Origin of the sequence: Clostridium sp. 1001283B150210_160208_E6 (assembly GCF_015669365.1) — a bacterium.
In the GTDB taxonomy this organism is placed as follows: domain Bacteria; phylum Bacillota; class Clostridia; order Clostridiales; family Clostridiaceae; genus Clostridium; species Clostridium paraputrificum.
The window spans coordinates 126406-144154 of record NZ_JADPAA010000004.1 but is presented as its reverse complement, the minus strand read 5'-3'; the positions used below and the strand labels follow the sequence as shown (position 1 = coordinate 144154).

The following is a 17749-nucleotide window of genomic DNA, read 5'->3' as shown; positions in this document are numbered from 1 at the left end:
TACTCCCCCTTAATTCAGTTTATTCTTACTTTGATGTTTTTCTCATTGTTTTCATATATAAGAATATTGCTCCTGCCATTATAGAAAGTCCGCCTACTGTAAAAATTATTGTACCTGCTCCACCTGTTACAGGTAATATAAACTTGCTATTCTTAACAACAACTTTATTTTCTTCTAAGTGACTTGTAGCATTTACTTTTACTTCTAATGGAGACCTTAATAAATTATATTGTTTATCATTTATTCCATCACCATCTGAATCATAACTTGGAGCTTGTGTTTCTACAATATAGTATTTTGTTTCCCCATTAACTACCCCATCAGTAGTATTTCCATATGAAAGGCCTTTAAATTTCGCTATACCATTTTCATCTGTTGTTACTTCCCAATCTTCAGTTTTATTTTCTGGATTCATTATTGCATTTCTACCTGCTTTTGCATCATCTAATGTAGGATAAATTTTAAATTTAGCTCCTTGAAGTTTTATATTATTACCAGAAGCATCAACCTTTTCTAAAATTACTCCTCCTGTATGAACTTCTGGTTTATCAGTTGGCTCATATTCTGTATTTGTACCAAAACTATTTGTATAATCTAAAGTAACGTCATTTGGTATCGCTGTTGCTTCTTCAGCAGAAGTATTAATCATTGTTGTGAAAGATATTCTTATACCGGTTATTCCCTCTAATCCTGCTAAAAATTCACGTCCTTCCTTATTGAAAGAAACCACAATAGTTCCTCCACCATTTTGGGGATCTACATTATCCACGACTGTTGGTTCATCATCTGTGTAATATTTTGAATCAATAACTATTTTTTCTTCACCATTCATATAATAAACTTCTAAATTTCCTGTATAATTTAATCTAGTATCTAATTTATCAATAATGTCATATTTTTTAGCATCCTTTATACCTTCTGGTATGCTTGGTTTAATAATCCATGTTACATTTTCACCAATGTTAGATGTTTCATGTTTATTTCCTTCTAAAGTAACATCCTTATCAATATTAGGAGCTCCTGCAACTACATTCTTAGGATACACATGAATATCATATAACCATGAATTTTGATTTGTTGGATGAGCCATTGGAATACTGACTATGAAAGGTTCTCCTTTTTCTAAAACTCCAGCATTTTCTTTTTCTGTAACCAAATAAACACCTTGTTCTAACTCACTAATTTTGGCAATACCTTTAGTAGCACCATCATTTCCTGTTGTTATCTCCTGCGCTTCAAATAACTTATCTATACTATACTTAATATTGTCAAATATTAGTATTCCATCTTTGTCTTCAACTACTCTTTCAATTGTAAATGTAACACCTTCTAACGGTTCTGCCCCTTCAGGAACTTGATTTTCATCTTCTAATCCACTTGCTGGTGTTCCTGGATTAGGCAATTGATCCATGGCATATTTATGAATAGTTATAGACCCTTTTTTACTTGGATCTGGTAACACTGTACCTTCATTACTTGTTATAGCACTAGTAGTAACTGTACCTAGCGAAAGCATTAAACATAATACAACACCTAAAATACTTTTAAAATTCTTCTTTATTTTCATAAACCTCTCCTTTTAATTTTCCATTTAATTTATAAGACTTACTATGATTTTTAAAATTTATAATTAAACTTTTATATATTAGAAGTGCGCTGAACACAAAAATATTTCCCACTAATATATAAATAATAGTGCCTCTTCCCCCAACAAAAGGTAAATTAATATTTTTTTTATTATAAACTTTTTTCTCAATAACCCCATTATTTTCTTTATTAATTTCTACTTGTATTGGTTCTTTTAATAATTCATATCCTTCTGGTGCCTTTGTTTCAGTTATAAGATATTTACCATAAATTAAATCTTTAAAGATAACTTGTCCATTATCATCTGTCACTGCTACTATCTCCTTAAAATTTTCATCTATAGTATCATCACTATTTAACTTTTGAATCTTAAACTCTGCACCTTCAAGCACCTTATTGGGGTAATTTTTATCAACTTTTGTGATAATTATATCTCCCATTACCGTCTTATTTGTGTAAATTACTTCATGATTAGTATTAGTACCATCTATTTCTCCTGTTACAATACTTATATCATTATCTTTAATTCCATTTACATCAACCTCTGATACTATATACCCTGGATCAACGATTTCTTCAATCTCATATTTAGTATTAAGAGGTATTCCTTTAATTTTAGCTACTTCTCCATCTTTTAATTGAATAATATAATTTCCATTAATATTTATAGCAGTTCTTTCTTCATCTCCAATATAATATTTTCCGTTATAATTAATAGGAGATACTTCCTTACCTAATATACTTTTGAAAGTAATTTTGAAATTAAAAACTTTCCCATCTTCCTTTGCTCCAACTACTATTTTTCCTATACTTAAATCACCAGTGTTAATTTTGTTATTAAATCTAACATAATGAACCATATTATCATATGGTATATGTGAAGTAATAATTTTAAAAGGATCTGTTTCCGTTTCAGAACCTTGTGCAATTAAACTTTCCCTATTAGATGTCAAATCTTTTGTTATCCAATTTATGGTAAATCTATCATCATACTCCTCATATACTTTTACATTGCTACCTTTGTTAAATTTGCTATAAAATGTTGCCGTACTTCCGTGCTTTAAAGAGAAATTCTCTCCATTCATACTCTTATCACTAATTTTTCCATTTTCATTAAGTTTGTAATCTAAATCACTCTTTATTTGATCATTTTGGGAAATTTTAAAATTAAACTCTTCATTTTTTGCTATATTATCTGTTGCTTCTCGTAATGATTCATTTACTCCAGAAGTATCTACTTCTTTTTCTACAATTAACTCATTATCTAACGGAATAAAATTAAAGTCTACATAAAGGTTAGATTCTATCATACCTCTTTCCATATAATACATTGTAAGTACATGAACCTTTTTTGTATCATACCCCTCATTTTCATCCTGATTTACATATGAATCTGAAGATAGTTTAAACTTTTTTTCTGATTTTTCTACTGGTTGATATAAAGAATTGCTTTCTAATGATCCTTTTACCACGTTATCAACTGTCGCTACCCTGTTTTTAAAATTAATATTGCCTGTTGTTTTACTATGAGCTCCCCCCATATCTAATATAAGATTTCCATCAACATAAACCCATACATCATCATCCCCTTTAAAGTTAAATTGTATAGGTACATTATTTCCTTTTAAATCTTTTACTTCACCACTACTTGTCAATGTAAATGGAATCTCGATTTTGCTACCAAAACCATACGTCAATTTTCCTATATTAGAACTAGCGCTTGAATCATTAAATGGAAAAAATCCTGGAGATGTAGTACCTCCCCCCCATCCATTTATTCCATTCATATCTAATACAATATTAGGGTCATCATCATTAATATCAAACCAATAGTCTAAGTGATTCTTTTGTCTATTAATACGAACTACATCAGTTTTACTATTATCAGATGTATATCCACTTTTCCCACTACCAAATACATAATAATAACAATTATTTTTTACTTTCTTCTTAAATGGAAATTCAAGACCTTCTATAGTCTCCCCTACATTTCCCTTTATCACATCACTATCAAAATATGGTAATTTTACAGTTTCTTCTGATTTTACAGACATATCACTTGAAAATTTAATATTATCTATATAAACATTACCTTTTGACCAACTACCAATCCAAATACATTCAATTTCACCAAAGTTAAAATTCTTAGGATCATTTACTCCATTTTGTGCATTAGTATTATTTCTCAATTGCTCTAAGTCTACAACTATTGTCTTCCAATTGCTAATTCCCATATTATTAGTAAAATAATCTGCTCTAAATGAATCACTCCATCCAGCAATCTGTCTCCCACTTTTATCTCTTAATGCGACAAATGGATCTCCTTCACCATTTGTTTCATTATAAATATCAAATATTAAATATCTACTGTTCTTAGAATAGTTTTCAACTCCATTTTCTACTGGTAACTTTATTCTAAAAGCCTCTTGTTTTCCACTATAGTCACTAACAAGTGTTGCCTTAAGAACATTCTTACGATTTTTATCATTTACTATAGAATAGCTCCCCAATCCACCATCAACGGTAATATCTTTATATTTATATTCTTTAGTGTCCATAGAATCAATAACTAAACTTACTGTTTGGTCTTGAGTTATATTACCATTTGAGTCTAACTGATTACTTACTAAACCTTGTAATGATGCTGAATAATTAGCATTACGGTTTGCTCTATTTATAGCCCAATAGAAATTAGCTGCTTTTCCATTCAACGGTTGTCCTTGAGATGGGTTAATTTCAGGATTATTAGAACTACCTGCTGCTCCATTAAAATCGCCAAAATATAATGGATATAACATCCCATTATCTCTAGCATAATTTGATATTACCTCATTAAATTTTTCAAATGAATAATGATCATTATTACTATTATCTGAAGTATCACTAGTTTGATATTTACTATAATAATTATAAAATGTAACATCCGCTAGATAATCAGCACTTTCCTGTGTTCTGGCTATATCATTAGCTTTTACACCACTTGATGGAATACAACTTAGTAGTACTAAAATACTTAATACCAATGTTAAATTACGAAATAATGCGAACTTTTCCTTTCCTCTGAACTTTACAAGAATAGTATTCTCCTCCTTTCTTAATAACATTTTTGTACCTTTAGTAATATAGAATACTTCAAAATATCGGCTAACCTTGTTACATATTTTTCCTATATTCTATAATTTCATATTAAATTGTTGTATTTTAATTTTCAATCGATTAGACAAAATTCTATTTTTCTAATAATTCACTTTTTCATCTATATTTTCTTACTTACAATATTAGATTTTAAATAAATTTCTCAAGTAATCACTTTTATATTACGATTAATATCTATTAAATATAAAAATGCCAAACAAAATTTCTCATCCATTCTCCAATATATTTAAAAAATAAAAAGAAAAAAAGTTGTATTTTTTTAAATACAACTTTTAATTTTATTCTAGTTCATTATTAAACTATCTATAAATTTTATAGCCTAAATATAGTTCAAATATAGCTATTATTATAAATTAAATTCCAAGTATATATGGAATTTACAATAGAGGCCCTAGTACTGCTATAGGACAGATTGTTATCAATCCTCCTAAAATAATAGAGCTAACAGATAAAAGTGTTGATAGATTAATTTCTAAATCTTTGCATTTAGCTATAATCATCATATTATAAATACCTTTTATGAAGGTCCATATCCAATATATTAATATTAATTTTTCTATTATTACTACAGGATTTCTCCACACTAATATATCAAATAATAAATCAAAAAAGTCCACAGCATTTCTGCCGTGGACCTTTATCAAAATTATCTTTTTGCTAATATTTCTTTTATCATTTCCATGTTTTCTGTAAGGTTACTTAAAACTAGTACTGCTTGTCCCAGCTTATCGTCACCTTTAACTAATTTATTCTTAACAAAAGTATTTTTAATTTCTTCAAAACGTAGCTTTTCCTCATCTGTTATGCATCCAACTAATTCCTTCCACTTAAGCATATTAGCCTCTGCTCCAGAAGTTAAGGTTTGGGCATCATTTTCATAACTAATAAGAATTCTTTGATATAACTCCTCATCATTCATTATAGCCACAACCTTCTCAGCTATCTTGTTCATATTTCTATATGAACCTTGAAGTTTAAATGGCGGCTCATTCCTATATTCATCACTCTGTGCTGCAGAATGAATATACTCCATATTAACCTTTAACACTATATCTCTTACCATAAATAACTTCTGAAGAACGCTAATATATTCGTTTAGTTCATCCATTGAATAATTATTTTCAAGGGTTACACTTTCTCTTTCTGCTCCATTAGCCATCTCAATTAATCCATATAAATCTTTTTGGCTAGTAGTGGATAACTTAGTTAGTATAGGATTAGAGGTTAAAGAGTTTTCAATATAACTTAGCTTAAATGCCTCTTCATTCTCCATAAGCATATCTCCAAGATTATATACATCTGCTCTATTTGCAAGCATATCTGGAATTTTAAATTTCTCCCCATTTTCAGTATAAGGATTTCCGGCCATAACAACAGCAACCTTCTTCCCCCTTAAATCATAAGTTTCTCCTACTCCATTGTATACCCCTTCAATTTTTCTTTGTCCATCACATAAAGAAATAAATTTCTGTAAGAATTCAGGATTACAATGCTGTATATCATCCAAATATATCATTACATTATTCCCCATCTTTAAAGCTACATTAAGCTTTTTAAGCTCTTCCCTAGCCCCAGTATTATTAGCTTTATCTGGGTCTAATGATGTTACTTCATATCCTAAAGATGGTCCATTCACCTTAACTAATATAATTCCAAGTCTACTTGCTATATATTCCATTAGCGTTGTTTTACCATATCCAGGAGGTGAAAGAAGCAATAGTAGTCCCATTGAATCTGTCCTCTTATTTTCTCCTACAACACCAATTTGTTTTGCTAGATTATCACCTATTAAAGGCAAATATACTTTATCAATTAATTGATTTCTTACAAAGGAAGTAAGCACTTGAGGCTTAAAATCATCCAGGTGGATTTTTTTCTTAAACTTATTAATAAGATCCTTTTTAATATTTTGGAATTCAATAAATTCCTTAACATAAATCTCATCAAATTTCTTTAACTTATTCATGAACTTTGTATAAGTCAGAGTATATACTCCACTATTGATTACAGGATGGCTTCCTATAAGTCCTTTCACCTTTACATTTGAATCAACATAAATAACTCTTCCAAGCTTTGTCTCACCTTCAATCAATAAAATAATTACTTCATTAAGTAATCCTTCTATCTCATCTTCATCAAAAGCTTCAAATATAGCAGAATTAATATCTTCTCCAGCATTTTTATTTTCTATAACATTTGCTTTATAGGCATTAACACATTCCTTTACGAAATAATAAAGACCTTCTATATCCCTTTTACTATTTTCTATAGAAAATAAGAATTCATTTAATAATCCTTTTCCCTTTATATATCTAATAAACCCATCGTATATTTTTTTACCTTCTTTGCTAACTACAAAATCTTCCCCTTTCATTATTTCAAGACAAAGATATTCTGAAGCTTCATTTATATAGCTCTTATTAAATAAATTTAGCTTGTTGTTTTCTTGCTCAATCTTTTCAGAAACATATGGAATATAACTTTCTAAATTAGGTGAAGAACTAAAAAATATACTAACCTTAGATAACTCTTTTAATCTCTTTCTTAATAAGTCCTTTGTATCTTTCTTAGCCAAGCATTTCCAGAACAATCTAGCTAAAGCTCTGCTTTCACTACTATATATCAATAAATCTATTTTATGATGTAGCTCTAGTAGTGATTTTAATATTTTAGCCCCATCCATATCATGTACACCTTTAGTGTATCCCTCTTGATATCTTGGCTCCATAAACTTTTGCACTATCTCAACTAATTGTTCCTCAGACTTTGAATATAATATATCTAGAGATTCATATTTATTCTTTTTTGCTAATTCAAAAATTAAATAAGCTAGGTACTCCCCCCTATAAACTTCATTATTTTCAGATAACACACTTTGTGAGAATACATGATTGAAGTTTTCAATTCCGTCCTCCTGAACCTTCTCCCAAAAATCAGTACCTGTAATATGATAATATAAACTTTGATCCTTTTGTACTATTGATAAATCAATAGCTTTGGTATTTACTGAAAAATGATGTTTACCTAGTTTAATAACATCTTTTCCATTTATATAAAGCTCTTGTCTATCCTTAAGTTGGCGAATAGCTTCTTCTTTTACCTTTTTTAATTTGGAAGTAATCTCATCGCCTTTTACACTATCACCAAGTTCATTTAAATCTGATATTATATCTCTAACCTTTTCGATCATTATATCTGTAGCTAGATATCCATTAATTTCATCCACAGAATTAAAACTTTTTAACCTATTATCAACACCCTTAAGTATACGTTCTGCAGAGCTAAACAAACCAAATATTCTTTTATTTAATTTATCTAAAATGGTCTGCTTTTTACTTTCGAAAGCATCATATATCTCTTCTCTTTTTTCACTTAGTTGAAGAATATAATCATCAAACTCAACAAACTTTCCTTCAAGCTCCTGAATCATAATCATAACTTTATTTAAATATTCATCACACTTATCCACTGTATCTGATATATCTAAATAATTTACAACAGATTGGCTAAGCAACTTTAACTGTGCATTAAACTGAATTGTCATTTCATTTTTAGTAAGATCTTCAATCCTATTTATCAGCCTTGCTTTGCCATTATTAATTAATGAAAATAAAGAAGAAATCTTCTCTATTATTTTAGTTGTCATAGTTGGATCTTCAATTTTAAAGTTAGAAATTATATCAACAAGAAGTTCAAGTTCACTTGATGTTTCATCCATACCCTTTTCAAGGTCTTTACCATCCATTGATTTATTAACCTTATCTATTTTTAGCCCTAATTCCTTAACCTTTTCCTCATAAGGTTTTAATCCATCTGGATGTATTAAAAATTCAACACACTTTTTTGAGAATTCTTCATATTTCTCTTTAACATTTAAATCTAAAGAATTAACGATTTTAAGATCTGCATATCTCAAATCCTTCAGGGAAGAAATTTCTCCTCTTAAATTTCTTATATCTGCTAAAGCCTTCACATATTCATTAATTGAATCAAAGGAACCGTACTTTAAATTATTTAATAACTCCTCTGCCCTTTTACTAACTCCTTCAATTTGCTTTTTAGTAGAAGTTTTTATTCTCATTACCTTTTCAAATTCACCTATAGCAAAGGTTGATGATTCCTTTATATTTAAAAGTACTTCCTTTAAATTAAATACCTCTTCTTTATCTAACCAAAAATAAGAGTCAATTATTCTTTCACTTTCCCGTACAATATCAACGTAAATACTCTGATATCCTTCCCCTTTTTGAATAAGCTTGTATACTCCCTTACAATCAGCCATTGCATTAACAATATCTTTATTGCCAATCTTAAATAAAAGTGAATCCTTATCTCCTTCTGTAACATAGTTTTTACCTATATAAGGAGTTTGCCATATTTGTATAATGTGATTTCTTCTAGGATCATTTTCACTCTTAAAAACAATCATTTCTCCACTATTAAAATGAGAATATCCACTACAAACAATTGGAGTATCAATTTTTTGTTCAATGATGTTATAGGAATACATAAAATATGACCCACTATAAGCATTATAAAAAATATATTGATAATCCTCCCCATTTGTGGAGGAAATTCTTTTATCAAAAACTGACTTATCTGCTTCTACATCAAATATCTTATATTCTCCATTTTGTAGATAATACCCCTCTGGAAAGATAATTCCATGGTTGCCTGGTAAAAGAATACACGTATCCTTTATTGAATCAATTCTTACTACATTCTTTAACTTATTATTAAATATAAAATATCTATATTCTTCTTCCTTATATGGTTTGATTTTTAAAATTATAATTTGTTCTAAGTCTGCATAATAGATTTCTGCATCATCAAGATTTTGATCAGAATCCTCAACAGGCTCGGAATATATCCCCTTACCTGTCTCAGTATTATCTTCAACTTTAATAGTTAAATCTCCCCCTATGGTTTCAACAAATACCTTGTCCATTATTGACACATGAGGATAAATCCCACTTCTTTGGTCATCTCTTGTTGCTTTGATAAATCTAAATTCACTTCTATTCTTAAATTTAACTTCATGCTCACTTCTACTATCAACATATATTAACTTATTCCCCTCAATTGCCCACTTAAATACTTTTATATCCTCTGGGTCTCTTCCTGTTTGGAAAATCATATAGAAATAAGGATCTGTTATAGTAAACTTAGCAAAAAAGGTATTCTTATAATATTTATATAGCTCATCAAAGTCATTAATAAAGTCCTTATCATTAATCAATTGAAGAGATTGTTTTATAAAGCTTCTGTTTTCATATTTATAAATTGAAAAAACATCGCTTAATTCCACTTTAGATTTAAGTCCAATATGAACGTTATAACCGAATATAAAATACTCTTCTACTGGAGCCATATCCCTTGGAATACAGTTATGCTCTGTAATTACTCTTTCACTTCCAAGAATTTTTGTTTCAATAGAACCAAAAACATTTTTTCTTTCTTTATTAAGCTTTTCAACTCTCTCTTTTAACTCAGTACCTTGCTTTAAAAGACGATTTTTAATAACTTCATATGTGCCATTTTCCATATCATCTTTACTATTATCATGGCTATTTTCATTTACGCCTTTTTCATCAATACTACTCAAAATTATTCTCCTTATTCGTTTATAATTTCTATAGTTTTGGCTGGTAACTTAGCTACCCCCGCCTTATTTACTGTATCTAACAGCTTACTTAGTGCTACCTTATCTTCACCCTTAGCATTTCCCATCATTTTATTAATAGCCCCCGCTATTGAAAGGTTCTTAATATCTTCAGAAGTTAGGTTGAATTTATCAATAAACTCTTGTACTTGTTTCTTAAAGTATTCAGGGTCACCTGTTATAAATGTTTCTTTAATATCTGTAAGAACATCACTATTTTCAACTAACCTATCATAAGATTTACCCTTTGCAATAGAGCCAATGATTTGATCGAAGAACATAGTTTCTCCACCAACAATATCAATTTTAGCCGCTTTAAGAGCTTCTCTAATAACTGAAGCTTGAGATTCTGCAACTTCCTTTTGAATATTGATATTAGCAAGTTGAATTTCCTTATCCTTTTCAAGCTTAAGTTTAAATTCTTCGTGTCCTCTACCAACTTCATCAAGAGCCTTCATACTATTAGCTTTTTCCTTAATTCCCTCGGCTTCTGCCATATACTTCTTCCTTAAGATATCAGCTTCAACTGTACCTTCTTTCTCCTTAACATCTACCATAGCAGTATCGCCCTTTACTTGAGCTAAAGCCTTAGCTTCAATTGCTTTAGCCTCTGCATTTGCCTTAGCTTCAATAACTTTAGCTTCTGCAATACCAGCAGTTGATTCCTCTAAAACATTTGCATCAACAAGAATCTTAATTGCTTCTGCTTCTTTTTGTGAAGCTTTATATTTAGCATCTGCATCAATAATAGTTTTCTCTGCAATTTTTTCTGCTGCTTGTTTAGATGCTTCTGCTGTTTTAACTTCAATAATAAGATTCTTTTCAGACTCTTCTTCTGCTTTCTTAATAGTTACAGATTTCAATCTTTCTGCTTCTGCAAGAGCTCTAGTATCCTTAATCTTTTCTTCTTCAATAACGGTATCCTTCTCTACAGCTACTCTTTCCCTAATAATTAATTGAATATTTTTCTTTTCTACTTCAACTTCTTTTTCCTTTGCAATAGTAGCAAGCTCTACAAGCTTTTCCTTATCTGTCTTTTCAAGCAATCTCTTCTTATCTACTCTTTCTGACTCAATTGCCTCTGTACTTTCCTTAGACTTTAATGCGATAATAACTTGTCTTTGCTTATTTTGTTCAGCAACTTCAATTTCTTCATCAGACTTTACTCTTGCCATTTCAGCCTTATATCTTTCTTCTTGTCTAACTTTTTCCGCTTCTGCTTCTTCTCTAGCATTAATAATTGCAATCTCTCTTTTTTGCTTTGCTTCTGCTTCAGCATTTTGCTTTTCAAGCTCTAATATAGCTTCTCTAGCAGATACATTTTGCTTCTTTATTGTCTTTTCTTTATCTTGTTCAATTTGGTTTGCTAGGATAAGTTGTTGAGAAGTAAGTTCAGTAATCTTCTTAATACCCTCAGCATCCAAAATATTTTTGCTGTTTAATAGATTAATATCAGTTTGTTCAAGGTAATCAATAGCTGCATCATCAAGAACATATCCATTTAAATCAGTTCCTATTATTTGAAGAATTTCATCTTTAAAAGTCTCTCTTTCAGTATAAAGCTGTACAAAATCAAACTTTTTACCAACTGTTTTTAAAGCTTCAGAGAACTTTGCATCAAAGAATTCCATTAATGTGGTTGGGTCAGATGCCTTTTGACATCCTAATAATTGTGCAACCTTAAGTACATCTTCCTTTGTTTGATTTACTCTTACAAAGAATGCTACTCTTATATCAGCTCTTAAATTATCTTTACATATTAATCCGTCTTTTCCCTCTCTAGCTATTTCAACTCTCTTTACTGAAATATCCATTACCTCATGCTTATGAACAATTGGAACTACAAAAATACCTCCAAAACATACAACTGGTCCACCTACACCATTTCTAACTATAACCTTACCTTGATCTACCTTATGATAGAATCTTGAAAATAACGCAAGCAGGCCTATAATTATTATAAAAACTGCCCCTACACTAATTAATAAAACTTGTGTTGAATACGCCATATTATTCACTCCTTAATCTTTATAATATAATAAACATTTTTTTCATCATTTTTCTTTGTTACATAAGCCTCTTCACCTTTTATAAAGGTTTCATTTTCATCATATTGCTTAACATTTATTAATATTGAAGCCCCCTCCCTTTTTATTTCTCCTTGTCCTAATCTACCATCTTTAAGGTCACACATTAAGGTAATTATTTGTCCAACAATAGGCTCACCTTGATTCAACTCTTCTTGGTATACTTTCTTAAATATTTTTTTAAGAGGATTAGTTATTATCTTTGCAATTAATGAACTAACTATAAATGCAGGAATTAGCAATAAACCATTTGTTAAACCTCCTGGCGTTATTGGTAGTAAAAACATAAACATTGCTAAAATCCAAAAAACTAAAACTATTACACTGAAAACTAACATAAAAGGTAGTTCTGAAAGATTTAGAAATGCTAGAAATGCATGAAATGGGCCTATATCTGCTCCACCATCAATATCAAAATCCCCATCAATATCAAAGTCAAACAAATCAAAATCTATAACACCTATTATTACAGTTAACCAATAAAATAAGACAAATCCTAATAAAAAAGTAGGTATAATATTTACCCCTGTTAAAGCATTGTTAAATAACTCACTCATTTTCTCCCTCCTTTACCCATATATAAATTTTATCATTACTATTTTTTCTAAACAATCCATTTTATTCAAATAGAGTTTTATATTTATTTTTAATACAAAAAAAGGGTATATCAAAATACTTTGTACTTTGATATACCTACAGTAAATATATTATTCTACAGGTAATAATAAACCTGCTCTTTTTAATATTGGTCGTATTGCATTATAAATTATAGCTACTACTATTACAGATACAACTGCATTAATAAAGGTAGTTACTGCACTTAATTTTGCTAAAATTACAGCTGCATCCTGAGGCTGTCCTAATATATACTGCTTATAAAAAAATCCTACAACAGGATCTGCAACTACATTAAAAGCTAACCCTCCAATTGATGCAATAAGACTCCACTTAAAAATATACTTTTTATCATTGCTATCCCCAATTTTCGCAATTCTATGTGCTATTAATCCTGTAATTAGTCCAATGCATAATTTTAGAATAAATGTTTTAGGAGCTACCAATATATATACAGGATCTAATAAATCTGCAATTGTTAATCCTATTGCACCTGCAAGACCTCCATACCATCCCCCAAGTAATAATGCTGCTAAAACGCAAAATGCATTTCCAATATGAAGTGAAGTAGCATCTCCACCTGGCATTGGAATCTTAATTTGTAAATAAGTAAATGATACAAAACATAGTGCTGCTAATAATGCTGTTTGTATTAGCTTTTTAAATCTGATTTCATTTTTCAAAATAATTGCCCCCTTTAAATTATAAAACTTATAATTCATTTTATAAATTCAAGGAAAACCAGTCAATTGTACCCATACACTTTAAAAATCACTACCTGCTAAATATCCAGTTGAAAATGCTATTTGAAGATTATATCCACCGGTCTCAGCATCAACATTAATTATTTCTCCAGCAAAATAAAGATTTTTTATAAGTTTAGATTCCATTGTTGAGGCATTTATTTCTTTTACTGCTACTCCGCCACTAGTAACCATAGCTGCCTTAATGCTTAATGTTTCTATTGCTGTTAGTTTCATTTCTTTTATGTAATTTACAAGTTTTATTTCATCTTCTTTTTTAAGTTCACTTGGCTTAGTTTCTGTTAGGTTAAGTAATCCAACTATTTCTTTTAAGAAATTACCTGGCAGTAACCCCTTTAAATTATTTAAAACTGTTTTATTTGTATTTTCCTTTATTAATTTTGAAACTTCATCTTTACTTTTATCTTGTACGAAATCTAAAGTAACTTCCACTTCTCCATTTTCTAAAGCTCTATTTATATATGAAGATAATTTTAAAACTCCAGGACCCGATATTCCAAAGTGAGTAAATATCATGTCTCCTACAATCTCATACTTTTTCTTTTTAACCTTTGCACCTAATACAACATTCTTCATAGACACACCTTGAAGATTTTTCACAAAGCCTTCTTTTATTACTAAAGGCACTAACGCTGGATAAAGTGGATCTATTTTATGACCATATTTACTTAAAATATCATACATACTTCCATCAGATCCTGTTGTAGGTACACTCTTCCCACCTGTTGATATAATTACTTTATCACCATAAACTTTATTCCCATTAGCTGTAACTATACCTCTTATTTCATTATCTTCAACAATTAAATCTTCAACTTTAGTATCATACATAACCTTTACGTTACTTTTTTCTAAATTATCTATAAATAATCTAATAATGTCATCAGCTTTATCACTCTTTGTATAAACCTTATTATCATTATCATATTCTATTTTATATTCGAAATTATTTTCTTTAAGATACTCTAGTAAGGAATCATTACTAAAAGTATAAAAAGCACTATATAAAAACTTTTTATTTGTTACTACCTTATCAAAAAATTCATCTATACTTCTATTATTAGTGATATTACATCTACCACCACCTGTAAGTCTTAACTTCTTACCAATTTCATTATTTCTTTCTACTAATATTACTTCATTTGTTTTTGATGCAGTCAGTGCAGCCATAATACCAGCCGGACCTCCTCCAACAACAATAACTTTTGCCATAACATTGCTCCTTACTTGCTTTTTTCTATACTATTATCATTTATTTTTTCTGCAATTGCAATTATTCCTGCCCTTCTAAAGCTTCCCATTCCAGAGTTCATTACTTCTTTATCATAATAATCACATAGTTCTACAAACTCACTATCCAAACTAATTTCATTAATTTTTTCATTAACTTCTTTAGTACTATATTGTCTATATAAATGTAGTAAATATAAATGTGTTAAACTCCCTAAACTCCTACATTCAATAACTCTCATATTATATGATATCAAAATATCATATAATTCTTTTATATCATATGCCTTAATTTCATCTATACTTGTTAACTCACTAACATCATCATAATTAGCTTTATTGAAATACCCTGCTACCATCATATCTTTTACTGAAGGGTGAATTCTTCCAAACTTACTTAGACTGTAATTTAACCAAGTTGCCACCATACAGCTCTTACTTGATACAGTTAACATTAATTTTTTTCCAACTCTACAACTCTCTTTTATTACTTTATTAGAATTCTTACCAGAAAAAGATATTGCACCATCAAAACATAGAACTAAATCAAATTCATCTTCTTTGAAAAGACTAAGGTCTATAGCATTTCCTTTAATAAATTTAATATTACCTATTCCTTGCGATTTATCTTTTGCTTTATCTATCATATCTTGAGATAAATCAAAATGTGTTACATCATATCCCATTTTTGAAAGTGGGATAGAAAAAGCTCCAGTTGCAGCCCCTATATCTAGTATCGTTCTTACTCCACATAAATTTTCGTTAATATCTTTCCATCTTAGTAGCCTATTTATTTTTTCATCATCAAAATCTTCTTCTTCAATAGATGAAATCTTATCCCAAAATTCCTCATAACTCCTATCCACTATAATTCCCCCTAATATATCTTACATAACTACTTTTAGATATTATACTGCTAACTTTTATAATATAAAACAGTAAACCCGTACAGATCTACTGTACAGGTTTTATTACTTAGAAACAGGTTGTCTTATTATGGTTTTTAATTTTAAAGGTTCTGTTTTTCTTGGATCACTTAAATATATTTCATTATGCTTTCCGGATAACTTGTATCCATTCTCCTCTATAGTATTATGAAGCATTTTTACTGTCTCTCCCTCTTCACTATATGGTCCAACATATAATGTCTCATAGGCATCTCCTTCAGTATACTCAATATATCTTATTTCTTTTATATATTTACCTAACTCATCTTTTAATAACTCTTCCTTTTTCTTTTCTATATCCCCTTGCTTTACAAAGTCTGGCAGCTCAATCATCATAGTCCATTTCCAGCCTTCTTTATTATTATCTATAAAATCATCATAATTATCAGACCACCATAAACCATTTAAAGGCATAACAACAAAATCTTTTTCTTGTTTTTTATAAGACATCTTAACTCCATAAGCTACTTTATATAAAGCCCCTACTTTATTACTATAGTCTTCATTATTATTTGGGTCTCCTTCTCCATCTAATGCAATATAATATGATTTATCACAATACACCTTCTTAAATTTTCCCACTTTCACATTAAATAACTCTTTTTTAACCTTTTTTAAATCTACTTTTGTAGCCATAATTAATTCACTCCTTATAATTATTATTTCCTCTTCAGTATAGAAAAAGTAATAAGACATCTCTGTGTCTTATTACCTATACATTTCATACATACCTTTTATTTTTCCTATAAGCTTTTCCCTTAGAAACTTTGGTTCTAAAACCTCTACCTTGTCCCCAAATCCTAAAATCATACTATCAACCCAATTGTTATATGGCAAACTTGTTTTTATAGTAACAAAGTTATTTTCTTCCTCAATTGTTTCATAAGTTGGTAAGCTATCTTCTAATATTATTTTTATTTCTTTAGCTACTCTTAAAATAACTTCTATTGTTTCTAGCTCTGGCTCTTTAAATAAATTACCTATATCTATATCTTTAAATTCAAATTTCTCTTCTAATATTTCCAAATTCTTAATTCTTGTCAATTTAAATACTCTCATATCATTCTTCAAGGTACAATACCCATAAACATACCAATTAAGAGCCTTAAAAATTATTTTCTATGGCTCTATTTTTCTATTACTACTTTCGCCATTACTATTGTTATATTTAAATCCAATGCACCTATTTGGGCTTATAGCATTATCTATAATATTTATTTTATCTGTTAATTCACTACTATTTCCCCACCTAGAAAAATCTATAATAAATCTATTACCTTCAGTTGAATTACTATCTATAACTTCAAGCTTATTAATTAATGATAAAACATCTTTATTTCTATAAGTTTCATTTATTCCATCTAATAAATTCTTTAATAAAGCCACTTCATTTTTTGTCATAGAAGCTTTATTTACTCTATAACCTTCTATTATTTCATAGCCACCTTCATGACCTTTATAAGAAACTATTGGTATACCTGCCATCTCTATAGTTTCGATATCTCTTTGAATTGTTTTTATAGAAACATCAAATTTCTCACTTAGCTCCTTGGCTGTAACTCGTTCCTTATTATTTAAAATCATTATTATAGAAATTAATCTATCTATCTTCATAACTCCCACTATCCCCTATAAAACTATATAAATATTATATAACAAATATTAAAGCACAACTACTTTCATAAAAATAGTTGTGCTATT

General features: G+C 29.1%; 12 protein-coding genes. All 12 read right to left on the bottom strand.

Going from position 1 to position 17749, the window contains the following annotated elements; all coding sequences use genetic code 11:
• Positions 1-25 precede the first annotated feature (25 nt).
• The 12 genes from I4V16_RS06785 to I4V16_RS06730 all read right to left on the bottom strand — a co-directional run bounded on the left by I4V16_RS06785 (position 26) and on the right by I4V16_RS06730 (position 17662).
• Positions 26-1567: a SpaH/EbpB family LPXTG-anchored major pilin gene (locus tag I4V16_RS06785; RefSeq protein ID WP_049178209.1), complete on the bottom strand. Its 1542-nt coding sequence runs from the start codon at positions 1565-1567 to the stop codon at positions 26-28.
• Positions 1545-4691 carry a SpaA isopeptide-forming pilin-related protein gene (locus I4V16_RS06780; protein ID WP_049178210.1) on the bottom strand — a complete coding sequence of 1049 codons (3147 nt, stop codon included), beginning with the start codon at positions 4689-4691 and terminating at the stop codon, positions 1545-1547. The genes I4V16_RS06785 and I4V16_RS06780 overlap by 23 nt, the downstream gene beginning before the upstream one ends.
• 429 nt (positions 4692-5120) lie before the next feature.
• Positions 5121-5387, bottom strand: coding sequence for a hypothetical protein (locus I4V16_RS06775; RefSeq protein ID WP_099314112.1), 267 nt, complete (start codon positions 5385-5387; stop codon positions 5121-5123).
• 2 nt (positions 5388-5389) lie between these two features.
• Positions 5390-10348 (bottom strand): DNA repair ATPase, encoded by a 4959-nt coding sequence (locus I4V16_RS06770; protein ID WP_243282792.1) that lies wholly within the window; start codon positions 10346-10348, stop codon positions 5390-5392.
• A gap of 11 nt (positions 10349-10359) precedes the next feature.
• Entirely contained in the window at positions 10360-12414 is a 2055-nt protein-coding gene (locus tag I4V16_RS06765) for a flotillin family protein (protein ID WP_195966603.1), read from the bottom strand.
• 5 nt (positions 12415-12419) lie between these two features.
• Positions 12420-13049 carry an OB-fold-containig protein gene (locus I4V16_RS06760; RefSeq protein ID WP_195966602.1) on the bottom strand — a complete coding sequence of 210 codons (630 nt, stop codon included), beginning with the start codon at positions 13047-13049 and terminating at the stop codon, positions 12420-12422.
• 150 nt (positions 13050-13199) lie between these two features.
• Positions 13200-13790 (bottom strand): ECF transporter S component, encoded by a 591-nt coding sequence (locus tag I4V16_RS06755; protein WP_243282791.1) that lies wholly within the window; start codon positions 13788-13790, stop codon positions 13200-13202.
• Positions 13791-13871: 81 nt separating this feature from the next.
• A complete protein-coding gene (locus tag I4V16_RS06750; RefSeq protein ID WP_195966600.1) occupies positions 13872-15083 on the bottom strand; it encodes an NAD(P)/FAD-dependent oxidoreductase in 1212 nt (403 codons plus the stop codon).
• An 11-nt stretch (positions 15084-15094) separates the two neighbouring features.
• Complete coding sequence (locus tag I4V16_RS06745) at positions 15095-15967, bottom strand: class I SAM-dependent methyltransferase (RefSeq protein ID WP_195966599.1); 873 nt, start codon at positions 15965-15967, stop codon at positions 15095-15097.
• Positions 15968-16072: 105 nt separating this feature from the next.
• The gene (locus I4V16_RS06740) at positions 16073-16684 is read right to left on the bottom strand and encodes a GyrI-like domain-containing protein (RefSeq protein WP_195966598.1); all 612 of its coding nucleotides are present in this window, start codon (positions 16682-16684) and stop codon (positions 16073-16075) included.
• 72 nt (positions 16685-16756) lie between these two features.
• Complete coding sequence (locus I4V16_RS06735) at positions 16757-17161, bottom strand: WYL domain-containing protein (RefSeq protein WP_347707996.1); 405 nt, start codon at positions 17159-17161, stop codon at positions 16757-16759.
• A gap of 6 nt (positions 17162-17167) precedes the next feature.
• Positions 17168-17662 carry an HTH domain-containing protein gene (locus I4V16_RS06730; RefSeq protein ID WP_195966597.1) on the bottom strand — a complete coding sequence of 165 codons (495 nt, stop codon included), beginning with the start codon at positions 17660-17662 and terminating at the stop codon, positions 17168-17170.
• Between the last annotated feature and the right edge of the window lie 87 nt (positions 17663-17749).